This window comes from Agromyces sp. LHK192, from assembly GCF_004006235.1.
In the GTDB taxonomy this organism is placed as follows: domain Bacteria; phylum Actinomycetota; class Actinomycetes; order Actinomycetales; family Microbacteriaceae; genus Agromyces.
In genome coordinates, this window is record NZ_CP034753.1 from 1386295 (window position 1) to 1411355 (window position 25061).

The 25061-nt window shown below is 69.1% G+C and carries 22 protein-coding genes; 10 read left to right on the top strand and 12 right to left on the bottom strand.

All coding sequences use genetic code 11. The features are described from left to right. Nucleotides 1-15: 15 nt before the first annotated feature. From ELQ40_RS06140 to rfbB, 3 genes are read right to left on the bottom strand one after another with little or no spacing between them, the layout of a single operon-like run. Complete coding sequence (locus ELQ40_RS06140) at nt 16-1167, bottom strand: glycosyltransferase family 1 protein (protein WP_127792890.1); 1152 nt, start codon at nt 1165-1167, stop codon at nt 16-18. After that, a complete protein-coding gene (rfbD, locus tag ELQ40_RS06145; protein WP_127795163.1) occupies nt 1164-2012 on the bottom strand; it encodes a dTDP-4-dehydrorhamnose reductase in 849 nt (282 codons plus the stop codon). The genes ELQ40_RS06140 and rfbD overlap by 4 nt, the downstream gene beginning before the upstream one ends. A 2-nt stretch (nt 2013-2014) precedes the next feature. Further along, on the bottom strand, nt 2015-3010 hold the full coding sequence (gene rfbB / locus ELQ40_RS06150) for a dTDP-glucose 4,6-dehydratase (RefSeq protein ID WP_127792891.1): 996 nt from the start codon (nt 3008-3010) through the stop codon (nt 2015-2017). A 70-nt stretch (nt 3011-3080) separates the two neighbouring features. On the opposite strand from rfbB, the gene ELQ40_RS06155 reads away from it, so the two are divergent. Further along, nucleotides 3081-3686 (top strand): dTDP-4-dehydrorhamnose 3,5-epimerase family protein, encoded by a 606-nt coding sequence (locus tag ELQ40_RS06155; protein ID WP_127792892.1) that lies wholly within the window; start codon nt 3081-3083, stop codon nt 3684-3686. A 2-nt stretch (nt 3687-3688) separates the two neighbouring features. Then, a complete protein-coding gene (gene rfbA, locus ELQ40_RS06160) occupies nt 3689-4552 on the top strand; it encodes a glucose-1-phosphate thymidylyltransferase RfbA (protein ID WP_127792893.1) in 864 nt (287 codons plus the stop codon). A gap of 77 nt (nt 4553-4629) precedes the next feature. Here rfbA and ELQ40_RS06165 read toward each other — a convergent pair whose 3' ends face one another. From ELQ40_RS06165 to ELQ40_RS06180, 4 genes are read right to left on the bottom strand one after another with little or no spacing between them, the layout of a single operon-like run. Then, entirely contained in the window at nt 4630-5595 is a 966-nt protein-coding gene (locus ELQ40_RS06165) for an NAD-dependent epimerase/dehydratase family protein (protein ID WP_127792894.1), read from the bottom strand. After that, complete coding sequence (locus tag ELQ40_RS06170; RefSeq protein ID WP_205649442.1) at nt 5592-6626, bottom strand: glycosyltransferase; 1035 nt, start codon at nt 6624-6626, stop codon at nt 5592-5594. The genes ELQ40_RS06165 and ELQ40_RS06170 overlap by 4 nt, the downstream gene beginning before the upstream one ends. A 57-nt stretch (nt 6627-6683) precedes the next feature. Beyond that, a complete protein-coding gene (locus ELQ40_RS06175) occupies nt 6684-8930 on the bottom strand; it encodes a hypothetical protein (RefSeq protein WP_127792895.1) in 2247 nt (748 codons plus the stop codon). A gap of 5 nt (nt 8931-8935) precedes the next feature. Further along, the gene (locus ELQ40_RS06180; protein ID WP_127792896.1) at nt 8936-9772 is read right to left on the bottom strand and encodes a glycosyltransferase family 2 protein; all 837 of its coding nucleotides are present in this window, start codon (nt 9770-9772) and stop codon (nt 8936-8938) included. A gap of 140 nt (nt 9773-9912) precedes the next feature. Here ELQ40_RS06180 and ELQ40_RS06185 point away from each other — a divergent pair, with 140 nt between their 5' ends. Then, nucleotides 9913-10380: a GtrA family protein gene (locus tag ELQ40_RS06185; protein WP_127792897.1), complete on the top strand. Its 468-nt coding sequence runs from the start codon at nt 9913-9915 to the stop codon at nt 10378-10380. A 21-nt stretch (nt 10381-10401) separates the two neighbouring features. Here ELQ40_RS06185 and ELQ40_RS06190 read toward each other — a convergent pair whose 3' ends face one another. The 4 genes from ELQ40_RS06190 to ELQ40_RS06205 all read right to left on the bottom strand — a co-directional run bounded on the left by ELQ40_RS06190 (nt 10402) and on the right by ELQ40_RS06205 (nt 14575). Beyond that, on the bottom strand, nt 10402-11550 hold the full coding sequence (locus ELQ40_RS06190; protein ID WP_127792898.1) for a glycosyltransferase family 1 protein: 1149 nt from the start codon (nt 11548-11550) through the stop codon (nt 10402-10404). Continuing rightward, on the bottom strand, nt 11543-12517 hold the full coding sequence (locus ELQ40_RS06195; RefSeq protein WP_127792899.1) for a GDP-mannose 4,6-dehydratase: 975 nt from the start codon (nt 12515-12517) through the stop codon (nt 11543-11545). The genes ELQ40_RS06190 and ELQ40_RS06195 overlap by 8 nt, the downstream gene beginning before the upstream one ends. Before the next feature lie 4 nt (nt 12518-12521). Then, nucleotides 12522-13508 carry a GDP-mannose 4,6-dehydratase gene (locus ELQ40_RS06200; RefSeq protein WP_127792900.1) on the bottom strand — a complete coding sequence of 329 codons (987 nt, stop codon included), beginning with the start codon at nt 13506-13508 and terminating at the stop codon, nt 12522-12524. A 128-nt stretch (nt 13509-13636) separates the two neighbouring features. Further along, nucleotides 13637-14575 carry a decaprenyl-phosphate phosphoribosyltransferase gene (locus ELQ40_RS06205; protein ID WP_127792901.1) on the bottom strand — a complete coding sequence of 313 codons (939 nt, stop codon included), beginning with the start codon at nt 14573-14575 and terminating at the stop codon, nt 13637-13639. Here ELQ40_RS06205 and ELQ40_RS06210 point away from each other — a divergent pair. From ELQ40_RS06210 to ELQ40_RS06225, 4 genes are read left to right on the top strand one after another with little or no spacing between them, the layout of a single operon-like run. Then, nucleotides 14568-15830, top strand: a complete 1263-nt coding sequence (locus ELQ40_RS06210; protein ID WP_127792902.1) for a hypothetical protein — start codon at nt 14568-14570, stop codon at nt 15828-15830. The two genes, ELQ40_RS06205 and ELQ40_RS06210, sit on opposite strands and share 8 nt — an antisense overlap. Continuing rightward, nucleotides 15827-17944, top strand: coding sequence for a hypothetical protein (locus tag ELQ40_RS06215; protein ID WP_127792903.1), 2118 nt, complete (start codon nt 15827-15829; stop codon nt 17942-17944). Before ELQ40_RS06210 ends, ELQ40_RS06215 begins: the two co-directional genes overlap by 4 nt. Then, the gene (locus tag ELQ40_RS06220) at nt 17934-19058 is read left to right on the top strand and encodes a glycosyltransferase family 4 protein (RefSeq protein WP_240665971.1); all 1125 of its coding nucleotides are present in this window, start codon (nt 17934-17936) and stop codon (nt 19056-19058) included. Before ELQ40_RS06215 ends, ELQ40_RS06220 begins: the two co-directional genes overlap by 11 nt. Continuing rightward, nucleotides 19055-20800 (top strand): hypothetical protein, encoded by a 1746-nt coding sequence (locus tag ELQ40_RS06225; protein WP_127792904.1) that lies wholly within the window; start codon nt 19055-19057, stop codon nt 20798-20800. Before ELQ40_RS06220 ends, ELQ40_RS06225 begins: the two co-directional genes overlap by 4 nt. A gap of 56 nt (nt 20801-20856) precedes the next feature. Here ELQ40_RS06225 and ELQ40_RS06230 read toward each other — a convergent pair whose 3' ends face one another. Then, complete coding sequence (locus ELQ40_RS06230) at nt 20857-22947, bottom strand: hypothetical protein (protein WP_127792905.1); 2091 nt, start codon at nt 22945-22947, stop codon at nt 20857-20859. Between the two features lie 174 nt (nt 22948-23121). Here ELQ40_RS06230 and ELQ40_RS06235 point away from each other — a divergent pair, with 174 nt between their 5' ends. From ELQ40_RS06235 to ELQ40_RS06245, 3 genes are read left to right on the top strand one after another with little or no spacing between them, the layout of a single operon-like run. Further along, complete coding sequence (locus tag ELQ40_RS06235) at nt 23122-23763, top strand: histidine phosphatase family protein (protein WP_127792906.1); 642 nt, start codon at nt 23122-23124, stop codon at nt 23761-23763. Further along, on the top strand, nt 23760-24659 hold the full coding sequence (locus tag ELQ40_RS06240) for a glycosyltransferase family 2 protein (protein WP_127792907.1): 900 nt from the start codon (nt 23760-23762) through the stop codon (nt 24657-24659). Before ELQ40_RS06235 ends, ELQ40_RS06240 begins: the two co-directional genes overlap by 4 nt. Before the next feature lie 38 nt (nt 24660-24697). Further along, nucleotides 24698-25024 (top strand): hypothetical protein, encoded by a 327-nt coding sequence (locus ELQ40_RS06245; RefSeq protein WP_127792908.1) that lies wholly within the window; start codon nt 24698-24700, stop codon nt 25022-25024. Nucleotides 25025-25061 lie beyond the last annotated feature (37 nt).

The window sequence follows — 25061 nt, forward strand, 5'->3', positions numbered from 1 at the left end:
CGCTCGTCGCGCCGATCAGGAGAGTTCGCGATGGAGCGCCCAGACCATCGTCGCCGAGGCGTTCCAGTCGAAGTCGCGTGCCCGCCTCGCTCCGAGGGTTGCGAGCCGACGCGCACCGTCCGGATCGCCGAGCACGTCGATGAGCGCCTCGGCGAGCCGCTGCGAGTAGGGCGTATCGCCGGCGAGCGCTACACCTCGCCCTGCCCCACCCGCGACCTCGGTCAGCGCTGGATCGTCGGAGTGGATGACGGCAGTGCCGTGGCTGAACGCTTCGAGCACCGGCAGGCCGAAACCCTCGGCCAGGCTGGGCATGACGAAGACGCTCGCGCGCTGGTAGAGGACCGCGAGGTCGGCGTCGCTGACCGAGCCGAGCGCCCGAACGCGACCCGGCCCGAGCCCTGCCCGGGCGGCGAACTCGGCGACGTCGACGCCTCCCCAGCCCGTGGGCCCGGCGATGAGGAGGGGCACTTTCGGTACGCCGGGTCTCGCCATGGCGTCGATGAGCGAGGAGAGACCCTTGCGTGGTTCCAACGTGCCGACCGCGAGCACGTACGCGTCGGGCAGCTCGAGACGGGTCGCGCGGTCGCCGGCATCCTCGGGAAGGCCGAGTTCCGCGGAGACTGCGCCCGGAATCACCCGGATCCGGTCACCGAGGCCGAGGATCTCGGCGAGCGCGGATGCGACCGCGGCGGTCGGCACGACGATCGCGTCCGCGTACCGCGCCGCGCGTTCGCCCATGCGACGGTGCCACCGCGCGCCACGAGCGGTGAGGGTCTCGGGATGCGTCCACGGCACCACGTCGTGGACGGTGGCGACGACCGACGGGCGTGTCCCGCGGCGGTGGGCGGTGAGCGGGGCCAGGACGCTCGCGCTGTGCACGTGAGCGGGGATGCGTCCGGCGGGGATGCCCTGCGCCCAGGCGCGCGCGAGCAAGCGGCGATCCAGTGGGAGCCGGTGCAGCTCTCGCAGGCCCGGGACGAGTCGGCGGATCCGTTCTGCATCGGCTGGGGGAGTCCGCGAGACGAGGCCGTCGACCTGCCAACCCTCGGGCGTCGTGTTCGCCACCGCTCGCGCGAGCTCCCGGGTGTAGCGTCCGATTCCGCCCGGGACGCGCGCGACGAGCTGGTCGAGGACGAGCGTCAGGGTCTCCCGACCCGGGTCGGTCATCGCGCGAGCGCTCCGGCCTGGAACTCGTCGAGGGCCTGTGCCCAGGGGCGCATCGGCGGCAGGCCGGCCTTCGCCCACGCTGCGTGCCCGAGCACCGAGTACTTCGGGCGGGTCGCGGCCTGGTGAAGCGATGCCGAGTCGGTGGGGTGGATCCGCTCAGGGTCGATCGACGCGTTCGCCAGGATCGCTCGGGCGAAGTCGAACCGGTTCGTCGAACCCGAATTCGTCCCGTGGTAGATCCCCGCGGGTACGTCGACGTCGATCAGCTCGGCGATGCGACGGGCGAGGTCGAGCGACCAGGTGGGCTGGCCGACCTGATCGTCGACGACGTTCCACTCGTCCAAGCGATCTGCGAGGTCGACCATCGTCCGGACGAAGTTCGGGCCGTGCTCCCCGTACAACCAGGCCGTGCGCACGACCGCGGTGCCCGACGGATACGCCGCGAGCGCCAGACGTTCCCCCGCCGCCTTGGTACGGCCGTAGGCCGACAGCGGACTGTGGGGCGCGTCTTCCGAGTACGGGGTTGTGGCCGTGCCGTCGAACACGTAGTCCGTGGAGATGTGGATGAACCGTGCATTGCGATGCCGGGCGGACACCGCGAGATGCTCGGCGCCGAGCGCATTCACGGCGTAGGCGGCGTCCTCATCTTCCTCGGCGTCGTCGACCCGGGTGTACGCGGCTGCGTTGACCACGATGTCGTGGCCGGTCACGGCAGCGTCCACCGCCGCCGCATCGGCGACGTCGAGGTCGCTGCGGGTGAGCGCGGTCACCTCGAGCCGCTCTCCGAGCACCGACTCGAGGTCACGACCGAGCATGCCTCCGGCGCCGGTGAGCAGCACGCGCACGGTCAACGTCCCTGAGCCGAGTACCTGGCCTCGGTCGCCTGCTTCTGCGGGAGCCACCAGGCCTCGTTCGCCCGGTACCACTCGATCGTCCGGGCCAGCCCATCGGAGAAGTCGACGTACTTCGGCGTCCAGCCGAGCTCGGTCCGAAGCTTCGTGGAATCGATCGCATAGCGCAGGTCGTGGCCGGGCCGGTCCACGACGTGATCGAATGCATCGGGTTCGTGGCCGAATGCGACCAGGATGCGGCGGAGGACCTCGAGATTGTCGAGTTCGCCGTCGGCGCCGATCAGGTAGGTCTCGCCGATCCGACCGCGCTCGAGGATCGCGAGGACTGCCGAGGAGTGGTCGTCGGCATGGATCCAGTCGCGCACGTTCTCACCGGTGCCGTAGAGCTTCGGGCGCTCGCCCGTGATGATGTTCGTGATCTGGCGCGGAATGAACTTCTCGACGTGCTGGTACGGACCGTAGTTGTTCGAGCAGTTCGAGATGGTCGCCTGCACCCCGAAGGACCGGACCCAGGCGCGTACGAGCAGGTCGCTGCCGGCCTTCGTCGAGGAATAGGGGCTGGACGGGTTGTACGGCGTCGACTCGGTGAACCTGGCGGGGTCGTCCAGCTCGAGGTCGCCGTAGACCTCGTCGGTCGAGATGTGGTGATAACGGACGCCGTGCCGCCGTGCCGCCTCGAGGAGGGTGAACGTGCCGATCACGTTCGTGTCGAGGAAGGGGCGCGGGTCGTCCAGTGAGTTGTCGTTGTGGCTCTCGGCGGCGTAGTGGACAACCGCGTCGTGCTCGGCGAAGAGCCGGTCGACGAGCTCGGCGTCGCAGATGTCGCCGAGGACGAAGCGGAATCGTTCTGCGGGAAGTCCGTCGAGCGAGGCCGGGTTGCCGGCGTACGTGAGTTTGTCGAGGACGGTCACGTCGTGCCCGGTCTGTTCGATCAGGTGGTGGACGAAGTTCGAGCCGATGAAGCCGGCGCCGCCCGTGACGAGGATCTTCATGTGGTGGTGCCGCTCCATTCGATCAGGACCTCCGTGATTCTACGACAATCCCGATAGGTAGACTGCTGCCGTGCAGATCCGCGAGCTTTCCATCCCACATGCCTTCGAGATGACCCCGCGACAGCACACCGACGATCGCGGCCTGTTCCTGGAGTGGTACCGGTTCGATCGGCTGCAGGAGACGATCGGGCATCCGCTCGAGCTGCGCCAGGCGAACCTGTCGGTCTCGCGGCGCGGTGTGTTCCGCGGCATCCACTTCGCATCCGTACCCCGTGGCCAGGCGAAGTACGTGACGGCCGTGCACGGCAGCGTTCTCGATTTCATCGTCGACCTCCGTGTCGGGTCCCCGACGTTCGGGCGGTGGGAGAGCGTCGTGCTCGACGACGTCGATCGTCGAAGCGTCTACCTGGCTGAGGGGCTCGGCCACGCGTTCGTGTCGCTGAGCGACGACGCCGTCGTGACCTACCTCGTGTCCGACACGTTCAACCCCGAACGCGAGCACGGCATCGACCCGCTCGACCCCGAGATCGGGCTGGAGCTGCCGGACCTCCCGGAGCTCGTCCTCTCGCCGAAGGACACGGACGCGCCGGGCCTCCTCGCTGCGACCCAGTCCGGCCTGCTGCCGACCTGGGAGGAGTGCCTCTCCTACTACCGAACCCTCGATGGAGCGATCTGAACATGCGCGGAATCATCCTCGCCGGAGGGTCGGGCACTCGCCTCTGGCCGATCACCAAGGGCATCTCGAAGCAGTTGATGCCGATCTACGACAAGCCGATGGTCTATTACCCCCTGTCGACGTTGATGATCGCGGGCATCCGAGAGGTGCTCGTCATCACGACGCCCGAGTACAACGCCCAGTTCGAAGCTCTGCTCGGTGACGGCAGTGAACTCGGGATGCGGATCGAGTACGCGATCCAGCCATCGCCCGACGGGCTCGCACAGGCGTTCCTCATCGGTGAGGAGTTCATCGGCGAGGAGAGCGTCGCGTTGGTCCTCGGCGACAACATCTTCCACGGCGCGGGGCTCGGTCGAGCGCTCCGCGGACATGCCGACGTCGACGGAGCCCAGATATTCGCGTATCACGTGTCGACGCCGGACGCCTACGGCGTCGTCGAGTTCGACGACGAGTTCCGCGCCCTCTCGATCGAGGAGAAGCCGGCCCAGCCGAAGAGCAACTACGCGGTTCCCGGGCTGTATTTCTACGACAACGACGTCATCGAGATCGCGAAGTCGATCTCGCCGAGCGAGCGGGGCGAACTCGAGATCTCGACCGTCAACCAGGTGTACCTCGATCGTGGAGCGCTGGGCGTGACCGTGCTCGACCGGGGCACGGCATGGCTCGACACCGGCACGTTCGAGTCGATGATGCAGGCGAGCGAGTATGTGAAGGTCATCGAGGACCGACAGGGCTTCAAGATCGGATGCATCGAGGAGATCGCCTGGCGCGCGGGTTGGATCGACGACGACCAGCTTTCGCGACTCGCCGAACCGCTCCGCAAGAGCGGCTACGGCCGGTATCTCTCAGGGCTGCTCGAGGGTTGAGCGTCGGCGGCGGGGGGCCGCGGTCGGATCAGCGCCGCCGGTGACGGCACCGATCGAGGCCTGGGCTCACTGCGCCGTCAGCCCCGCTGAATACCGGCGAGGACATCGCTCAACGTGGCATGGATGCCCGCCGGGAGCGGCATGTGGTCACGACGGTCGAGTTCCGGCCACACGACGCTGGCGAGACGAAGATCGACGGCTTGGAGCGCGGAGGCGGGTGAGCTGCCGAGCATGACATGCGGGTGCCCCTTCGCGATCGTGCGGAAGTAGCCCAGCACCGAGCTGATCGTCACGGACTGCCCGGAGATCAGATTCTTCGTGACCTGCAGCGGTCCCTCGGACGCCGACGCGGCGAGCGCCGCTGCGGTGACGTCCACGATCAGGGCGGCGCAGTCGTCGACGTAGACGTAGTCGCGCAGCGTGTCGAGCGTCACGTAGATGGACGCTGGGGCGGGCGAGAGCTGCGCGCGGGCGATATGCGAGATCAGTCCCTGCATCTTCTCGAGGCGCTGTCCGGGTCCGTACAGGTTGCTGATCCGTCCCGACACGGTGGCAACGCCGGCGCGACGCGAGAACTCCTCGACGAGCGCCTCGGCGTCGAGCTTGAATCGCCCGTAGGGCGAGATCGGCACGGGGTCCGTGAACTCGGTGAACGGCGGGTCGACCGAGCCGCCGTACACACCTCCGGCGGACGAGGCGAAGAAGAGGCAGCCCGTCCCCCGATCAGGACGGGCGGCCAATGTCTCGGCGAGCACGTCGAGTACCAGCCTGAACTGGCGAAGTTCTTCGGCCATCGCCTCGGCCGGGCTCGACGTCACGACGGTTCCGGCGGTCCAGAACACCGCCCAGCTTCCTCCCGAAGCGCTGGCTCGGTCGAGGAGCAAGGTCACCGACTCCGTCGCGCGACGACGCAGCGCTTCGTCATCGGACCAGGGGAGCGGTTCCGGGGCGATGGTCTCCCACGCGTCGTCGCGTCGAAGGGCCTCGGTCGTCGCGCGCCCGAGCAGCCCGCGCGCTCCGATAACCCACCCCGTGTGCGTCACCGCGGGTCGGGCCTCCGCCGACCCAGCGGGCCGTTGATCGGGTCGGACGTGATCAGGTACGGGGGCTTGCCCATCGCCATGTTCACGTTGATCCCGATGTACTCGGCGATCACGCCCAGCGAGAAGAGGATCGCTCCCGACGAGACCAGGATCACGACGATCGTCGACGCCCACCCTTCGGGGACATCGTTGCCGGCGAGCCGGGAGATGAAGATGAAGATCGCGAGGAGGAGGCCGACGACACCGAACACCGAGCCGAGCACGCTCACGAATCGGAGCGCGCGCGTGCCGCTCGAGAGGATCATCCGCCAGAAGTGGGAGAAGAGCCGCCGAGGGGAATACCCGGACACGCGATCGCCCTCGTTGCGGAGTTCGACGGGTGAGGTGACGACCTTGCCGGCGACCCAGCCCATGGCGACGTCCAGATAGACTCCCGAGCCCGAGTATGCGGCGACGCTCCGGCCGATCGTGCCGAGGATCAATCGGAAGCTCTGGTAGTCGGGAGCGTTCGAGCCGGTGAAGAACCGCGTCAGCAGCCACTTGGCGCCCTTCGACGCGGAGTTGCGGACGAACCCGTGGGGAGCGGGGTTCGTGGGCTTCGCGTAGACCACCGACGCGGCCTCCCGGAGTGCGGTGTCGAGCATGCCGCCGATCGCGTTCGGATCATGCTGCCCGTCCTCATCGAGGGTCACGATCCACTCGCTCCCCGATGAGGCCATCCCCGCGAGCGTCGCCGCGTGCTGTCCGTAGTTCCGGCTCAGCCAGACGAGCCGCACGAACGGATGCCTCGCCGCGATCGAGCGCATAACCGTCGCGGAATCGTCCGGGCCGTTGTCATGGACGAGGATCACCTCTCGGACGATCATCCGGTAGCCGTCGGGAGTCGGCACGCCCTCGGTCAGAGGCACGATCTCCTCGAGCAGTGCGTCGAGCGTGCGCTCTCCCTGATAGACCGGGATGACGATCGACACCTCGTGCGGACGGATCGAGTACTCATCCGTCGGCGTATTCACGAGTGTCGACTCTACCATGGGGCTCCTTCGGGAGGCCGGACGGCGGGCGCCGAACGGCAAGGGATGCGGGGCTCGTTACGGCCGCACGGCGTCGAGCATCTGCACGAGTTCGTCCTGAACCAGGACGACCCGGCTGAGCACGATCCCGTCGAGCGGGACCTCCCCGCCGTCGAAGTCGATTCCTACGGGGAAGGACCCGGGCGCAGCGGTGAAGGATACGGACACCTCGCCGACGCCGTCGACGAGCGGCACCTCCTGCGTGCGTCCGTCGGGAAGCGTCACGAGCGCGCGCTGGGCGCCGATCGGGCCGGCGATGGAGAACGACAGGTGGATGTCGGCATCGTCCCCCGTGTCGTTCGCGATCGTGAATGCTCCGCCCAGACGTCCGGTCCCGAATGTCGCACCACCGTCCTCGTCGAAGCCGGCGCCGAAGCCCGGCGACGGATACGGCGTGACCGGCTCCGTGATCAGCTCGCGGGCGCGGTCCAGCGTCGTGGGCGGGGTCGTGGCGGCGACCGATGCCGTGTACTCCCGGAGGTCGTAGAACGCGAAGTTCGTGTTCGCGCTGACCTCGGGCTCGATGCCGGTCGATGCGGTGAGTGCGGCTTCGATGGCCGCACCGTGGTCGACGTAGGCATTCCGTTCGACGACGATCGCCGAGAACCCGGCGAGTGCCGTGAGATCCGCGAGGTCATCGGCCGGGTAGTTCTGGAGCTGGCCGGGCCAGTCTGCCGCAGGCCGACCCTTGATGCCGCCGTTCGACCAGCGGAGCTCATCGGTCTGCAGGTATGGGATGAGCTGTTCGGAGGCGAGGAACCCGGTGGGCCCGGAGTTCTCCGGGAACGGGATGTACGGGAGGAGCAGGACCTCCGAGCCGGACTCGAGCGTCGACTCGATCCCGCCGAACCACTCGGCGTCCGCCGAGAATCGCGTCGCGTTGCCCTCGTAGTCGAACGCATCGAACGACGGGGTCTGGTCGACGAAGCCGACGACGAGGACGACTCCGGCCGAGACGGCGGCGATCGTCCGTCGTGCAGCCGGCGCGAGACCTCGCGCGGCGACCGCGCGTCTGATGATGGCGTCGACGAGGAGCCCGACGACCGCGAGCGCGAGGATCGCCATGACGATCACGATCCGGTTCCACCCGCGAAGGCTGGAGGTGAAGAACGAGACCACGGTCGAGAGCCCGCCGACCGTGCCGAACAGGAAGGCGACGAAGAGGAGGCTCGCGAGCCACGCGGTCGTGCGGCCGGGCCTCGTCGCGAGCCAGCCGCCGCGGCCGCGACGAAGGATGCCCTGCACCGCCAGCAGGATGAACGCGGACACCAGCCCGAGCGCTGCGATCGATCCGAGAGCCGGCTGCTCGCTGAGCAGGGGATAGCTCGAGTCGTACATGTCTCGCAGGGTCTGCAAGGGGCCGATGCGGTGCCCTGGCCAAGGGAGCAGCAGTTGCGACAGCTTCAGCGCGTAGATCTCGGCCTCTGCGCGCATTCGCTCCAGGCCCCCGCCGTTCGCGCCGTGCTGAAGGCCGAAGAGGATATCGGGAGCCATGTTCACGAGCATCACGACGACCGTCAGCACACCCGCGCCGGCGGCACCCAGGAACGGCTTCCACCGGCGATCCCGGATCAGCACGACGATGCCGGTGAAGGCGAGCAGCACCAGGAAGAAGACGGCGTAGTACGACGACGAGGTCGCGAGCAGTGCGATCCAGACGACGGTGCGTGTGGAGGGGGAGACGACCCATCGGAGGACGGGGTTCTGCGAGCGCCCGACCCCCCAGATCCTTCGACGCTGGAGGATGAGCACGAGCAGGCCCATCGCGAGCGGCACCGCGTAGTAGGAGCCGAGCCACAGATGGTCCTGGCCGCGCTGGAAGTGATAGGGCGCGATGGCGTACAGCGTGGCGAGTGCCATGGTCAGCGCGCGCGACACGCCGCAGACGCGGAGGAACCAGACCGCGGCGAGGGCGGCGAGCGGGAAGCCGATGAGGAAGTAGACGTTGAGTGCGACGGCCCAGTCGCTCGTGAACAGCGAGATGATCTTCGCCGCGATCATGTGGAGGTTGTCGGCCGTGGGGAAGTCGCTGTAGAACTGCCCGGTCGGCGCACCCAGTCGCGGCTGGTGCTCGTACCAGCCCTCCTCGATCACCGTCTTGAAGTGGGCTCCGGTGGGCAGCGCGTCGCCCGCATACGAGAGCGGCACGCGCAGGTCGGCGCGCCACAGGGCGAGGGCGATGTAGGTCGCGATTCCCGTCACGACGGCCGTGACGGCGTACAGCAGCGCCTCCGTCCACCGCGTGCCGGTGGACGGGCTCGTCATGCCCGTCACGAGGCGGCCTTCGACATCCGCCGACCGAGCCACGCGTAGACCAACCGGCGCGCGACCGCGTTGAAGCGGGCCCGCGCATTCCCCAGTGCGACGTCGCTCCGTCGGACGATGCCGGTGGTGGTGGTCTCGAGCCGGCGGTGGAACCTGATGGCCTGGTGTGCCTGCTCACCTGCGAGGCGCACGCTCCACTGGCCCGCATTCACGCGGAAGGCGGCGAGCGGTTCGCGGATCCCGACGAAGTCGCCCTGCATGAGGACGCTGACGTAGGTCGCCTCGTCGATGAGGTACTGCTCTCCCTCCGCCCAGTTGCCCGCGGCGGCGAGGCTGTCGCGCCTCATCATCACGCAGGCGGGTTCGCCGAAGACGTTCGTGCCGGCTCGGACGGTCGCGCGGATGGCAGCGCTGCCCGGGTGGCGTCCGGTCAGGCGCCCGATGCCGCGATTGCGGACCACCACGCGGCGGTTCGCGTCGATGATGTCGCGCGAGCTCGCGACGAGCACGACACCGGGCTCGAACGCGGCGACCTGCCGCTCGACGCTGTCGGGCGTGATCAGGTCGTCACCGCACACCAGCTTGACGAACTCACCGGTCGCCGCTTCCGTGACGCGATTCCAGTTGGCGCGCGCGCCGCCGCCGGCCGCCGTCTGGAGCAGGCGGACCCGCGGGTCACCGGCGTACTGCTGCAGGCGATCCCAGGTCCCGTCGGTGGAGGAGTGGTCGCTGACCACGATCTCGAGCTCGGGATAGGTCTGCGCGAGGAGGGAGCGCATCGTCTCCTCGATGTAGTCCGCGTTGTTGTACGCGGGAACCACGATCGACACCTTGGCGCGCATGCTCTCCATCTTCCCGAACCGGTCGACGCTGCCCGCGCCCAGAGCATCCTAGCCGACCCGTGGTGTCCGTCAGCCGGGTCGCAGGAGTCAGGGCGTAGGATGCTGGTCGGCTCAGGTTGGCCGGCGGCGAAAGGGTGCGGATGACGGGCGGTTCCACGGTGGACGGAGAGATCGAGCAGGCGCCCCGCCCCTCGTGGACGTCACGGCTCCTCGGACTCTACCGGGACGAACGAGTGCGGTTCGTGATGGTCGGCGGGGCCAACACGGCGATCGGCTACGGCCTGTTCCTGCTGTTCGAGTTCACGACCGGTCCGTACCTCGGCTACTTCTTCAGCCTGTACGCCTCGTTCTTCGTCGCGAGCATCGTGGCGTTCATCCTGCACCGCCACTACACGTTCAAGGTCAACGGCACCGGCAACGTCCTCGTCGACTTCGTCCGGTTCTTGAGCGTGTACGTCGTCTCGCTCGGACTGAACACCGTCGCCCTGCCGATCTGCGTCGAGCTGCTCGGCCTCGAGCCCTGGCTCGCGCAGGCCATCATCGTCGTCGTGACGACGCTGGTGAGCTACTTCGGCCACAAGTACTTCTCCTTCCGTCGGAAGGCCTGAGCCGGAGATCCTTCGCCGACGTCAGTCGGAAGGGACCGATCCGGTCGCGATCGCGTACGCGCGGAGGTGCTGCTCGGCGCTCGCCTCCCAGGTGAACCCGTGCGCCCGCTGGACGGCTCGTCCTCGCAGTCCGTCGCGCGTGGCGGCGTCGTCGAGCAGGTCGGAGAGTGCGGTCGAGATGGACCGCGCATCCGTCTCGGTGTACGCGACGGCGTCGCCACCGACCTCCGGGAGCGAAAGGCGCCGGGTCGTCAGGACGCAGGCGCCGCAGGCCATCGCTTCCAGCACGGGAAGGCCGAACCCCTCGCCCAGGCTCGGGTAGGCGACCACGATGGCACCGCCGAGGAGTGCGGGCAGCTCGTCGAGGGGGAGGTAGCCCGCGAGCCGCACGTCCGCCCCGGCCTCCCTGGCCCGGTCGATCGCCGGTCCGACGCCGTCGTCCCAGCCTCTGCCGCCGGCGAGCACGAGCGCCGGGAGCGGTCGGCCGTCGCGCGCGTCAGCGAGACGCGCGTACGCGTCGAGGAGCGCCACCACGTTCTTCCGGGGCTCGAGCGTTCCGAGGAACGCGATCCACCCGTGGTCGAGGACGTACCGCGCGGCGAACGCGTCGACGGCGGCGGGATCCGGTCGGTGGAACCGGTCGCGGTCGACGGCGAGATGGGCCACCACGACTCGGGCCGGCGCGAAGCGGGTGCGCGTGGTGAGCTCGCCGGCCGTCGCCGCGCTCGGCGTCACCGCGACGGCGCGGGTGCGGGCGAGTGCGCGGATCCATGCGCGGAAGAACCGACCCTTCGTGCGCGTGTGTACCCCGGGGTCGCTGAAGAAGGTCAGGTCGTGCACGGTCACCACACGCGACCGCGTCGTCAGGATCGGGAAGGTGTAGTGGACACTGTGAATGACGTCGGCGCGGATGCGTCGGGCCATGGCGGGAAGCCCGAACTGCTCCCAGATCAGGCGGCCCGGCGTGCGCTCCACGAAGTGCGGAGAGACCTCGACCCTGGCGCCGGCGGAGTGGAACGCCTCGGCGTCGGCGGGCTTGCAGACCACGACGAGATCAACTCCCAGACGCGTGAGTGCCGGCACGATCGCGTCGACGTATCGCCCGACGCCACCCCGATCCGCGGGGATCGGGGTGGCGTCGAGGAGGATCGTCGGTCGGCGATCAACCATCGGCGCGGCCGGATGCCTCCCGCACGAGCGCGAGGTCGTGGTCGACCATCGCCTCTACGAGTGCCTCGAAGGATCGGGTCGGTTCCCAGCCGAGCACGCGGCGCGCCTTCGAGGCATCCCCCACCTGCTCAGCGGGGTCGGCAGGCCTGGCGAAGGCCTGCGAGATGACGACGTGGCGTTCCCAATCCGTGATTCCCGCTCGCGCGAAGGCGATGCGGACGAAGTCGGCGATGGAGTGCGTCTCGCCGGTCGCGATCACGAAGTCGCCGGGATCGTCGGCCTGCGCGGCGAGGCGAAGCGCCTCGGCGTAGTCCGGCGCCCAGCCCCAGTCGCGGCGCATGTCGAGGCCGCCGAGTTCGAGCGTGTCCTGGAGGCCGGCCGCGATCCGGGCGGCGGCCGCGGTGATCTTTCGCGTCACGAACGTCTCAGGTCGGCGCGGCGACTCGTGGTTGTACAGGATGCACGATGAGGCTGCGAGGCCACGCGTCCGGTAGATCTCCACGAGGTGCTGCCCGAACGCCTTCGTCGCTCCGTAAGGAGAAGTGGGTCGGATCGGCGTCTGCTCGGATTGGGGCGACTCCGAGGCGGACCCGAAGATCTCCGCACTCGACGCCTGCACGAAGCGAACGGGTCGGCCCGCGTCCTCTTGGAGCCGCAGGGTCGATTCCAGCAGTGCGACGACCGGCAGCACGTTGACCTCGGTGGTCGAGACCGGCTGCTGCCAGGACTGGAAGACGCTGCTGACCGCGGCGAGGTTGTAGACCGCGTCGGGTCGGAGTTCGGCAACCAGCTCGGCGACGGCGGCGGTGTCGGTGAGGTCGAGCGTGTGCAGCTCGACGCCGTCGACGGCGCCGGCGTCGTGGCCGGGTCGGACGACTCCGTGCACCGTCGCGCCCTCCTCGAGAAGGAGTTCGCTCAGGTAGGAGCCGTCCTGACCGGCCGCGCCGGTGATGAGTGCGACCGTCACAGGATCAAAGGCCCGCGAGCCGCTTCTGCTCGTCGAGGTCGGACTCGACCATCATCTTGACGAGCGACGGGAAGTCGACCTTGGGTTCCCAGCCGAGCTTGGTGCGGGCCTTGGTCGAGTCGCCGATGAGGAGGTCGACCTCGGCGGGACGCATGAAGCGCGGGTCCTGCTTGACGTACGGCGCCCAGTCGTCGATGCCGACCGTCTGGAAGGCGAGGTCGAGGTACTCGCGGATTTCGTGCGTCTCGTTGGTCGAGATGACGTAGTCGTCGGCCTCGTCCTGCTGCAGCATCCGCCACATGGCCTCGACGTAGTCGCCGGCGAAGCCCCAGTCGCGGCGTGCATCGAGGTTGCCGAGCGTGATGTGGTCCTGGAGGCCGAGCTTGATGCGCGCCACCGCGAGCGAGATCTTGCGGGTCACGAACTCGGGGCCGCGACGGGGCGACTCGTGGTTGAACAGGATGCCCGACGACGCGTGCATGCCGTACGACTCGCGGTAGTTGATGGTCATGTAGTGGCCGAAGACCTTCGCGACGCCGTACGGCGATCGCGGCCACAGCAGGGTGTCCTCGTCCTGCGGCACGGCCTGCACCTTGCCGAACATCTCCGAGCTGGAGGCCTGGTAGAAGCGCACCTTGGTCGGGTCGTCGTGCGAGTACAGGCGGACGGCCTCGAGGGCGTTGAGCACGCCCTTGCCGGTCACGTCGGAGGTGAGGCTCGCGTTCTCCCACGAGTACGCGACGAAGGAGATTGCGCCGAGGTTGTAGAACTCGTCGGGCTGGGCGACCTCGAGAGCACGGAGGATGCTCGACACGTCGGTCAGGTCACCGGTCAGCAGCTGCACCCCGGGAACGGTCGACTCGACCAGCTCGCGCTTCGGGTTGTTCTGCCCGCGCATGAGGCCGAAGACCTCGTAGCCCTTGCCGAGGAGGAGTTCGGCGAGGTAGAGGCCGTCCTGACCTGTGATTCCGGTGATGAGGGCGCGTGGCATGGGATTCCTTTGCTCTGCATGATCTGAGTCGTGGCGGGCCGCACACGGCCAAGGCGCATTCGACGACTCACGCCGAAGTGACCGTCACAGTATAGACGGCGGCGCGGTCGCCGCCGAGAGGGCTCGGCTCAGCGGACCGCCACCGAGATCGAGAAGAGCACGACCCACGCCAGGCCGAACCCGAGCAGGAGCCGGTCGCCGAGTACGGTGTCCTCCGGCGCGCCCGCCGTACCGCGATCGATCGAGAACGCGTAGCGGAGTGCCGCGAGCGAGAAGGGGATGAGCGTGAGTGCCGGCCAGGGGTTGGTCGAGAAATCGTCGGGCTCGAACGCCCAGAGCGAGTAGGCGATGAGCGTCAGGGCGACGGCCAACTGCCAGACGAAACGGAGGTACGACAGCGAGTAGTGCTCCAGCGAGCGGCGAGTGGTGCCGTCCGAGTGGCTGAGCTTCTCGGAGTACCGCTTGCCCGCGACCATGAAGAGCGATCCGAACGCGGTGACCAGCAGGAACCACTGCGAGATCGGCACCTCGACGGCGACCGCTCCGGCGATCGCGCGAATGAGGAAACCACTGGACACGATCACGATGTCGATGACCGGGACGTGCTTGAGCCAGATGCAGTACGACAACTGGAGGACCTCGTACACGACGAGGACGAGGGCGAGGGCCGGCGTCGTGAGGAGGAGGGCCGCGACCGGGGCGGCCACGAGGAGGAGACAGGCCATCACGACCGCGGTTCGCACGCCGAGTTCGCCGGAGGCGATCGGACGGGACCGCTTCGTCGGATGCGCACGGTCGCTCTCGACATCGAGTGCGTCGTTCACCAGGTAGACACCCGATGACGCCAGGCAGAAGGTCGCGAATGCGACGACCACGGGGAGCCAGACGTCCGGGTCGGTGAGCACGCCGGCTGCGAGGGGCGCGGCGACGACGAGGGTATTCTTGAGCCACTGCTTCGGGCGCAGTGCCCTGATGGCCGCAGGTGTCCGCACGAGCTCCCCAGTCCGCTGATTTCGATGGCTCGTGTCCGGAGTCGAACCTCTTGCAAGGATACCCACTGTGAACATCCCCCCTCGTCGTGCGATCGGTCAGGGTACGGCGGTCGCGGCCGCCGCGGGCCTGTCGGGCCTGGGCAGCTACGCCGTGGTCGTCGTCGCGGCGCACGCCATGGACGCCGAGGCCTACTCGTCGTTCGCCGTGTTCTGGTCGCTGGCGGTCGTCGCCGGGCTCGGGCTCTATTACCCGATCGAGCAGGAGACCGCACGGGAGATCGCGGCCGATCGCCGTGCGGGCGGCGGATTGCTCCGCGCCGTCGCCGTCGTCGCCGGGATCGTGACGGGTGTCGCCGCGCTCGTCGTACTGCTCCTGCTCACGCCCGCCGGCCGTGCCTACATCGGGGAGCCGGCGCTCGTGCCCGCGTTGATCGCGGTCCTCCTCGCCAGCGCTGTGCAGTTCCCGGTGCGTGGTCTCCTGTCGGGGGGCGGGCTCCGCGGGCGCTACTCGCTCGTGATCGGGGCCGAGGGCGTCGCCCGCATCCTGATTCCCGTCGGTCTGCTCGTCGGCGGCGTCGTGGCGAACGTTCCCTTCGCCTACGCCGTCGCAGCGGCGGCCGTGGTGGCCGTGGTGCCCGCGTTCCTCGTGCGGGATCGATCGTGGCTGCACCGCCCGGCACCCGCGCTCGCCGCGGTCGCACGCCGGACGACCGCGCTCATCGTCGCGGCGCTCGCCATCCAACTCCTGCTCAACGCCCCGGTTCTGATCGCGGGCGCCGTGGACGGTGCGATGCCGCTCGCGGGCGGCATCCTGGCTTCCCTGACGATCGCGCGCATCCCGGTCTTCCTCTATGGCGTCGCTCAGGTGCTGTACATGCCGTCGGTCGCGCGTGCGCGGGGCCATGGCGACCCGGCCGCGCTCCGCCGCGTCGTCGTGCTCGGCATGGGCGCCGCAGTCGCGGCAGCCGTTCTGACCGTCGTCGTGATGGCGGTTGCCGGCACGTGGCTCGTCTCCGTGGTCTTCGGCGCCGACCACGCGCTCGGCGAGCCCGTCCAGGTGCTCATCGGCCTCGGCATCGGCGTCTTCCTCATCGGACAGGTGGCCTCTGACACCGCGCTCGCCCTCGGGGCGCATCGGGCGCTGGTGAGCTCATGGGTCGTCGCGCTCGTCGCGGCCGGTATCACCGCGGCAACCGTGTCCGATCCGGTCCTCCGCACGACCGCCCCGCTGCTGGTCGGTTCGTCGATCGCGGTCGTCCTGCTGGCAGGGGTCGTCATCGTTCGGCTCCGGCTCGCACGTCCGACCGGCCGTCCCGGGGCCGGACGATGACCGCGGTCCTCGTCGTCCTCGTCGGGGCGGCGCTCCTCACGGTCGTCGGCGTCGGGATACTCCTGCTCGCGCCGCCATCGGTCGCGGCTCGCCTGCTGCCCGCCGCGCCGGTCGTCGGGGTCGCGTACCTCGTGGTCTCGCTGCACCTGGTGGGGATGCTCGGATCGTCCGCGATGGGAATCTGGATCGCGCTCGCCCCGCCCGTCGCGGTCATCGCGGTGAACGCATTCCGCAGCCCCCGCCGGTTCCTCCTCCTGCTCCGGGCATGGCGCGGTGCGGTGATCGTCGCCGTGATCGGCGGCGCCGCGGCGCTCATCGCGCTCACGCCGCAGATCTTCGCGGGAACGAGCGGTGTGGTCCAGCTCACTCCGAGCAACGACGCGTTCTACTACGTCTCCATGTCCGACTGGCTGGCCGGTCACCCCATCCTCGACCCGCCGGACATCGGGTCGGCTCCCGCGCCCGGTCATCCGTCGCCGGCCTACGGGGACGTCTGGGTCGGTCTCCTCTGGGGCCTGCGGATCGGACAGGAGCTCGTCGGGGGCGGCCTCGCGAGCCTCCTCGGCCTGACCGGATCCGCCGCGTTCCCGGGCCTCACCGCGCTGTGGATCGGCCTCCTTCCCGGGGCGGCGTGGGTGCTCGCGGCCGTCTACGCCAGGGGTCGGGCCGCGGCCTTCGCGTCCGCCCTCGTCGTGGGCGTGCTCCCGTCGACCCTGCACCAGATGGTGAACCAGAATGCGGACAGCCTGCTCGGCACGTCGCTCGTCCTGCTCACGATCGCCGCCGTCGGTTCGGCCGTCCGCGGACGCGGGCGTCGCGTACCGCTGTGGCTCGCGGCCGGCGCGCTCGCCGCCGCGATCGGCACGTACACCGAGTACCTGCCGTTCCTGGCGCCGGTGCTGGTCGCCGTGGTGTTGATCGGGCATCGTGCCGAACTGGGTCGCGCGCTGCTGCGCGGCATGGCGATCGTCGGGCTCGCGCTCGCGTTCGGCCCCCTCATCTGGTTCCGCGCCGTGAACTCCCTTCTGGTCGTCGGCGGGGTCGCGGCAGCCCCGACGTCGGGAACTCCAGGCTTGCGGGTCTCGGTCGAGCGAGTGCTGGGCGCGCTCCCGGGTTCCGCGGTCCGCGATCTCCCCGGCGACCCGAATCCGCCGGCCGCACTCGCCGTGCTCGCCGCGGTCATCGTGCTGGCTGGGATCGCAATCGGCCTCGTGGCGATGCGGAGCCGCGGTCTCTCCGTCGGGGCCGGGGTCGCGCTCGTCGTCGCGTTCGTGCTCGCGGTGCGCAGCGGTGACTACGTCGCCGGCCGAGCCGTCGACATGGTGTCGCCCATCCTCCTCGTGGTCGGTCTCATCGGATGGCAGCACCTGGTCTCGCGATTCGGGATGCACCCGCGTCGGGTCGTCGTCGTCGCGATCGCCGTCGTGCTGGGCGCCGCGTCGGCAGCGACCGGAGTGCAGTTCATCCGAGGCGAGCGCCTCGCGGCAGCATCGACGACGAACGTCGTCGATGCCGATTTCGCGGCGCTGCGCGAATGGGCGACCCGGGCGAGCGCCGACGGCACCGGCGCCGGCCTCGCGACCCCGGCATTCTTCGAGCAGCTCTGGGGCAGCGATGCGATGCGCGACCTGGATGGCGTGTCGTACGTGACCCTCCGCGGCGACCTCGGGTATCGCGGCGACACGTCGATGACGCGGTACTGGAACGGCGTCAGGCCCGACGTCGTGATCGCCGGTCCGGGGGCGTTCATCGCTGCGGACGCCGACGCGGTCACGGACGTCGCCGGACGATTCTCCCGGGTGGACTTCACGGCGGGCAGTGCAGTCATCGCCGTGCCGGCCTCGGGCGACGTCCAATGGGCGTGGTCGTCGTCGGCGCCGGTTCTCGGCGGGAGCGGCGGAACGGTCCTGCTGCTCACCGATCGGCCCACGTTGGCCGGGTGCACGCTCGAGATCGCTTCCGACGTGCCGGTCTCAGTCGACGAGGACGGGCCGTTCGCCGAGGATGCAGATCTCGATCGCGTACCCTTGACCGACGGGGCGGGACAGGTACAGGTCTGGCGTGCGGACGGTCCAGGCCCGATCGCGCTGGAAGGGATTCGCTGTGCCCCGTGAGTTCGACGTCGTCATGGCGCTCAACTATTACTCGCCGTACGTGAGCGGGCTGACCGATGCCGCGCGCCTGGTCGCGGAGGACCTCGCCGCCGACGGGCAGCGCGTGCTCGTCGTCACCGGACGGCACGACGCGTCCCTGCCCCGCAACGAGACCATCCGCGGGGTCGAGGTCGTCCGCACCGACGTGGTCGCGCGCATCGGCAAGGGGCTCATCAGTCCGTCCTTCGTGCGGACCGCCGTCGAGGCGGGTCGTCGCGCGCGCGTGGTGAACCTCCACCTGCCGATGATCGAGAGCGGCCTCATCGCCAAGCGATTGGCGAAGCACACGCCCGTGGTCACGACCTACCAGTGCGACGTCGCCCTGCCGCACAGTCTCCTCAACTCGGTGCAGACCGCGGTGATGGATCGTTCCGTGGCGCTCGCCATGCGGAACAGCGCTGCGATCGTCCCGTCGAGCCGGGACTATGCCGACCATTCGCGCCTCGCGCGGCTCATGCAGGACCACCGGACCGTCCCCATCTCGCCACCGACCCGCCTCCGGACCGGCGGGCGACCGGCGTTCCGAGAGACGGACGGCCTGCACGTGGGTTTCCTCGGCCGGATCGTCGCCGAGAAGGGCCTCGAATACCTGATCGACGGGTTCCGAGAGCTCGACGACCCGGACGCCCGTCTGCTCATCGGCGGAGGCTACGACGTGGCGGGCGGCAGCGTGATCGACCGCGTGCGCGCGCACATGGGCGACGACCGGCGCATCCGCCTCCTGGGATTCCTGGCAGAAGATCGCCTGGCCGACTTCTACGCGTCCCTCGATGTGTTCGCGCTCCCCTCCGTGAACTCCTTCGAAGCCTTCGGCATCGTGCAGGTGGAGGCCATGCGGGTCGGCGTCGCTGCGATCGCCTCCGACATCCCCGGGGTTCGCACGCCGGTGAGCTCGACCGGATTCGGAGACATCGTCGAATCACGAAGCGCCCCGGCCATCACCGCGTCGCTCCGCGGCTTCGCGGATCGCGGCCTCGACCCCGTCGCTGGAGCCGAGGCGTCCAACGCGCGATACTCGCTCGCGACCACCGTCGCCGAGTACCGTGCCGTGTTCGACCGAGTGGCGGCGCGATGAATCGGGTGCAGGACGGCGCCGAGCCGACCGAAGCGGGGCCGGTGCCCGAGGTTCGCGCGTCGTTCCGCGAACGTGCCGCAGAGGCTGGACGTCGCGCGGTCGCCGTGCGCAGCAATCTGTGGCCCGCGCTGCTGTTCCTGGTGCTCATCATCGCGCTCTGGGGCCGGCCCGCACTCGGCGATTGGGCACACCTACGACTCGCGAATCCCGGCGATGCCGAATCATTCTCGTTCTACCTCTCCTGGAACGTGCATGCGCTCGCGAACTTCGTGAACCCGTTCCATACGCCGAACCTCTACGCGCCCGGCGGGCAGGACCTGGGCAATGCCATCTCGCTGCCGACGGTGTCCATGCTGATGGCGCCGATCACCGTCCTGTTCGGCGGGACAGCCGCATACAACACCGCGCTGCTCCTCGCGATCTGGCTCGGCACGTTCGCGGTGTACCTGCTCGCGCGAGAGCTGACCGGGTCGCTCCTGGGCGCGACGGCGGCTGGTCTCCTCATGCTCGTCGCCCCGTACTTCACCGGCCACGCGCAGGGGCACCTCAACCTCATGTGGGTGTTCGCGACGCCGTTGATCGGCTACCTCGCGACGCGCTACGTGAAAGGGACGCTTCGACCCGGTTGGTTCGTGGCTTGGACCGCCGTGCTCGTCGCCTTCACCGGAGGCGCGTCGACGGAAGTCCTGGTCACGCACACGCTCTTCATCGTCCTCGGAGTGGGCGTGGTCATCTGCTTCACGCGGGGCGAGGTCCGGCGGCGATCCGCTCGCTCGCTGCTCTGGCTCGCGGCCGGCGGCGCGATCGGTGCGATCCTGCTGATCCCGGTCGTGGTCGCGGCACTCCAGGCGGGAATCCCGACATCGGCGCTGAACCCGCCGAACCTGTACAGCACGGAACTGACCAATCTCGTGGTGCCGACCCGGATGTCGGAGTTCGGGGAGACCCTCTTCGAGGGAGTGCGCGAGGACTGGCTTTCGAACGATTCCGAGAACACCGCGTTCTTGGGAATCCCGCTCGTGCTCCTGCTCGGCGCGTACGCGTTCGCAACGCGGCACCGGTTCTCCGGGGCAGTGGCGGCGTTCGGCCTGATCGGCCTGATCCTGAGCTTCGGGCCGCTGCTCACGATCTCCGGGATCAACACGATTCCGATGCCCTGGATGGTGGCGACGTTCGTTCCCGGACTCGACCATGCGCTCCCCGGGCGTTTCTCGCTCTTCGTGTTCATGGCGGCCTGCCTCCTGGTCGCCGATGCCGTCGCACGTCGCGTGGTCCCGTTGTGGATCACCGCCACACTGGTCGCCGCGTCGTTCGTGCTCATGGTTCCCAACCTGAGTTCGATGGGGTTCCCGACCCCCGCGCCCATTTCGGAGTTCGCGGCCGAAGACCTCGACGACGTGGTCGAGCCGGGCGACAACGTGCTGGTGCTGCCGCCCGGGCAGTACGGCCCGGGGATGCGCTGGATGGACGAGCTCGACTTCACCTTCGTCACACCCACGGGCAACGGCGGCGGCGCGAACGCCCCTGAGGCGTGGGCCGATCCGGTCGCGCGTGCCCTCTTCGATCGCAACTTCGACTTCGACTGGGACGACGAACTCTTGCCCTACCTCGAGCGGATCGGCGTGGACCTCGTCATCGTCGATGAAGGGTCGGACGAATGGCTCGAGGTGACCGAGCGCGCGCTCGGGCCCGCGACGGAGGAGATCGACGGCGTACACGTCTGGGACCTCGCCTCCGACTGACGCGCACAAGGCGCTCGGGGTCGACGACCGTCGCCAGGCCGGGTGCGGCGTCAGCGTCAGTACACCTGCGCGCCGTCGAGTCGGAGGCCTCGGTCCGGCGAGTGCTCGTAGACCTGGAACCTGAGCACCGTGTGGTCGTGCACGGCGATGGGGAGTGCGACCCGGACGAGTTGCCACTGGTCGGTTCCGGTGAAACCGACGCTGGTGCCCTCCGTCTGCGCTCCGCCGAGGGCCCACAGCGCGAGGACTCCGGCATGCCCGGTGCCTTTCACCCAGACCTCCGCCGTATAGGTGTCGCCGACGGTGGTCCGGAAGGCGACGTCCTGGTACAGCGAGTCACCGGCTCGCCGCGAGTTCGTGTCCAGGTAGTACGTCCGGTGCGCAGCGTCGCCGGGTCGGGAGGCCGCGTAGATCGCGACATTCATGTCGGCGGCGCTTCTGACCCAGCCGCCGAAGGCGCCGCCCTCGAACGAGCCGGCGTTGAGGAGGTTCCTTCCGAGATCGGCGTCGTCGAGCCACAGCGTCTGACCGACGGTGTTCATGTAGATCTCTGCCTTGACGTGGCTCGGCGACACGTCTGCGGTGTCGAGGTCCACCGTGACCTTCGTCCAGTCGCCCGCGACCGAGAATGCGGCCGCGCTGTTGATGAGGCGGCTGCCACCGAGACCCCACAGCGCGACAGCGCCGTCCATTCGCGCGCGTGGATCCTCGTTCCGCAACCAGATCGAGAAGGTGTACCTGCCATCGGTCGTGCGGGGGATCGCGACGCTCTGCGAGAACGATCGACCGGCGACCGGGGTGTTCGAGGCTGCGAACCAGTCGCCCGCGTGAGCGATCTCCGGGGCGCGATAGATCTGGCGGTTGATGAATCCGTTGCCCGGCTCCCAGGCGGCGAAGGACCCTTCGAACGACGGGACTCGCAGGAGGTTCCGGTCGGGCGGCGCTTGGCCGAAGCCCATCGAGGCGTTGTCGACCCAGAGGGTCCCCGCGGTCGATTGCAGGTACAGGTCGAGCCGCATCAGCGAGTGCGCGCTCTGCCGGATCGGGAGCTTGACCACGACCTGCTGCCACGAGGATCCGACGGTCACGTCGACCTGTCGGGCCTCGGTCGTCCCACCGAGTCCCCAGAGCACGACGGTGACCGAGTACGGCCGATCGTCGCTCGATCTGAGCCAGATCGACGCGGTCGCCTCCTCGCCCGGATTCGTCGTGCGACGCACGTCCTGCGTGAGCGCGCGACCGGCGACCGGCGTGTTGGTGGCGGCGAACCAATTGCCGTCCTGCGCCCGCGCGTCGCGGTAGACGGCCTGGTTGATGAAACCGTTGCTCGCTCCCCAGCCGGAGAACGATCCCCCTTCGAACGACGGCGACTGCAACCAGTTCGACGGGCTCCCGAACCAATCGGTGAACATCCTCCAGAAGTTGCGATTGCCGTATGACGAGCATCCGTCGCCGGTGCCGTACAGGTTCGCGAGCGCGGCCGCATTGGGCTGATAGGGGGTGTAGATGTAGAGGTTCGCGGTCGCCTGGTTGCGGATGAAGACCCGGCTGGAGCCGCAGGCCGCATTGGGATGGAATCCGATGGTGTTCTCCCGGCCGGCCTGGTAGTTCCAGGCCGTGGGGTTCTGGGTGTAGCGCTGGAACTGCCTCGCTGCGTTGTAGACCTGGTTGAAGAATCCGAAGTACTCCGCATCGCACGGTGCGGTATCGGGACACGCGTAGCCCATGGCGATCCGGTAGTCGCTGTCGGTCGGTGACACCCGGGTGACCAGGCCGCGCTCCTTCTGCAGGGTCACGATGAGCACCTGCGGGTTGATCCGGCACGCCGCGCCGACCTTGGCGATGATCTCGGCCGCGCTCTCGCTCGCCGATCCGTTGTACTGGGCGCAGTAGGAGGACGCCGCACGGGTGGTGGTCGCCTGTCGGTAGTCCTTGAGGCAAGGCTGACCGTTCGCTCCGACGCAATTGACGACCTGCTGATTCAGGAAGGACTGCACCTGGGCCGGCGTCATCGCCGCGCCGTTGAAGAACGTCGCGTCGCTGATGATGTTCCCGGGGTCGAACGCGCTCGCATCCGCCGCCATCGCGGGCTCAGGGGACGGTATCGGCGCGACGAGGATGCCGATCAGGCCTGCGATCGCGATCAATGCGCCTGCCCGGCGTCGCCACGCGCCGTTCGATCGATGCTCGTGTCCGGTCATCGACACCCCCCGGAGCCTTTCCTACCACGAAGGTCCTCCACCGTGGCGACGCTTCGCCGTGTCACCGTCGAGTGATCGGAGTTGCGTAAGCTTGTCACGGCTCAGAAGGAGGTTCGCCGAGTGGCGCGTCAGATCCACCTCGTCCGCCACGGAGAGGTCCACAATCCCGGAGGGGTGCTGTACGGGCGTCTCCCCGGATTCCCGCTTTCGGAGCACGGCCGATCGACGGCGCAGGGCGCGGCCGACGAGCTCGAGCGCACTGGGCGGGCGATCGATGCGGTCATCGCGTCCCCGCTCGAACGCGCCATGGAGTCCGCGGCGCCGATCGCGCGGTTCGCGGGCCTCGCTGCAGAGCCTGACGAGCGTGTCATCGAGGCGTTCAGCCGGCTCGAGGGCGGGGAATACGAGATGAGCCTGTCCATCCTTGCGAAGCCGCGCGCCTGGCGGTTCCTCGTCAACCCGTTCCGGCCGAGCTGGGGCGAGCCCTACACGGAGGTGCTCGCGCGCATGCATGGCGCGATGGAGGACGCCTGGACCCGTCCAGGCGAGGGGGACATCGTCATCGTCGGCCACCAGTTGCCGATCTGGGTGACCAGTCGCAACGGACGCGGCAGGTCCTCGTTCCACGACCCGCGCAAGCGGCGGTGCGCGCTGTCGAGCATCACGACGTTCGTTCGGCGCGACGGGGCGTTCATCGAGGTCGGCTACCGCGATACGGTGGCCGCGCACGGCGAAACGGCGCGCGACGTGGGCGCGGCGTGACCGCGCAGCCGCGCAGGTCGCGCGACGTCGAGGGCGGCGCAGGCGCCCGAGTCGGCGTCATCACCGTCAGTTACGGCTCGGAATCGGTGCTGCCCGGATTCCTCGATTCCATTCCGGCGGCGACCAGCGCGTCGATCTCAGTGGTCGTCGTCGATAACCGTCCGGATCCGGCCGGGACGATCGAGCGCGAGGCGCGCAGTCGCGGTGCGGAGTACCTCGCCGCGCCGGACAACCCCGGGTACGGCGGCGCGATGAACCGGGGCGCTGAGCTCCTCCCGCCCGACGCGGAGTGGATCCTCATCAGCAATCCCGACGTCGTTCTCGGTGCCGGGTCGGTCGACACCCTCGTCGCGGCCGCGGAGTCGGATGCTCGGATCGGCTCGGTCGGACCGGCCATCGTCAATACCGACGGGACCGTCTACCCGTCCGCGCGGGAGATCCCCTCCATCGGCCATGGGATCGGGCACGCCCTCTTCGCCAACGTGTGGCCGACGAACCCGTGGACCCGTCGGTACCGTCGAGAGGCGGACGACGACCGTCCGCGCGAAGCGGGCTGGCTCTCGGGTGCCTGCCTGCTCGTGAGGCGATCGTCGTTCGACGACGTCGGCGGGTTCGACGAGGCGTTCTTCATGTACTTCGAGGACGTCGACCTCGGCTACCGGATCGGTCGCACCGGCCGGAGGAACATGTACGTTCCCGCAGCGATCGTGCGGCATATCGGCGCGCACTCGACCGCATCGAGGCCCGAGGCGATGATCGCCGCGCATCATCGCAGCGCCAAGCGCTTCCTCGCCAAACGGTACCCGGGGCCGTGGAACGCGCCGCTGCGGGCGTGCCTGGGCCTCGGGCTCGACGTCAGGTCGTTCGTCTCCGCGCGGTCGGGCAGGCGCAGCTGACCGACGCCTCGCGGTCGGCGTCGTCGTATACTTGGCGAATGCCCGAATCGACCAATCGCCACGGGGACCAGTCTGCCCTGAACACCGGCGAAGCCATTCGAGTCGTTGAGCTCGAGCGAGAGGTCGAGCGCCTCCGAGGAGAGCTCGACCGTCGCGCGGAGGACGACCTCCGCACGTGGATCCGCGCCGTTCGCGACGAGGATCGAATCCTCCGCGACATGCAGCAGACGCTCTCCTGGCGTATTACGCGACCGCTGCGGCTCGCCCGCGTGGTGCAGCTGAAGGTCGCCCAGGTCGGCGTGGTCCGGACGTCGCAACTCGCCGTCGCGGACCTGCGTCGCCGCTACGCCGGGCGGCGTCGCTGAACGGCCCTGCCGCGACGGAGGAGACGACCTCGGACTC

What these genes read in the sequence shown, in the direction of transcription:
- ELQ40_RS06140 (WP_127792890.1), bottom strand. Translation starts at nt 1,167, where the DNA reads ATGACCGACCCGGGTCGGGAGACCCTGACGCTCGTCCTCGACCAGCTC.
- rfbB (WP_127792891.1), bottom strand. Translation starts at nt 3,010, where the DNA reads ATGAAGATCCTCGTCACGGGCGGCGCCGGCTTCATCGGCTCGAACTTC.
- rfbA (WP_127792893.1), top strand. Translation starts at nt 3,689, where the DNA reads ATGCGCGGAATCATCCTCGCCGGAGGGTCGGGCACTCGCCTCTGGCCG.
- ELQ40_RS06170 (WP_205649442.1), bottom strand. Translation starts at nt 6,626, where the DNA reads ATGGTAGAGTCGACACTCGTGAATACGCCGACGGATGAGTACTCGATC.
- ELQ40_RS06175 (WP_127792895.1), bottom strand. Translation starts at nt 8,930, where the DNA reads ATGACGAGCCCGTCCACCGGCACGCGGTGGACGGAGGCGCTGCTGTAC.
- ELQ40_RS06180 (WP_127792896.1), bottom strand. Translation starts at nt 9,772, where the DNA reads ATGCGCGCCAAGGTGTCGATCGTGGTTCCCGCGTACAACAACGCGGAC.
- ELQ40_RS06185 (WP_127792897.1), top strand. Translation starts at nt 9,913, where the DNA reads ATGACGGGCGGTTCCACGGTGGACGGAGAGATCGAGCAGGCGCCCCGC.
- ELQ40_RS06190 (WP_127792898.1), bottom strand. Translation starts at nt 11,550, where the DNA reads ATGGTTGATCGCCGACCGACGATCCTCCTCGACGCCACCCCGATCCCC.
- ELQ40_RS06200 (WP_127792900.1), bottom strand. Translation starts at nt 13,508, where the DNA reads ATGCCACGCGCCCTCATCACCGGAATCACAGGTCAGGACGGCCTCTAC.
- ELQ40_RS06205 (WP_127792901.1), bottom strand. Translation starts at nt 14,575, where the DNA reads ATGTTCACAGTGGGTATCCTTGCAAGAGGTTCGACTCCGGACACGAGC.
- ELQ40_RS06215 (WP_127792903.1), top strand. Translation starts at nt 15,827, where the DNA reads ATGACCGCGGTCCTCGTCGTCCTCGTCGGGGCGGCGCTCCTCACGGTC.
- ELQ40_RS06225 (WP_127792904.1), top strand. Translation starts at nt 19,055, where the DNA reads ATGAATCGGGTGCAGGACGGCGCCGAGCCGACCGAAGCGGGGCCGGTG.
- ELQ40_RS06245 (WP_127792908.1), top strand. Translation starts at nt 24,698, where the DNA reads ATGCCCGAATCGACCAATCGCCACGGGGACCAGTCTGCCCTGAACACC.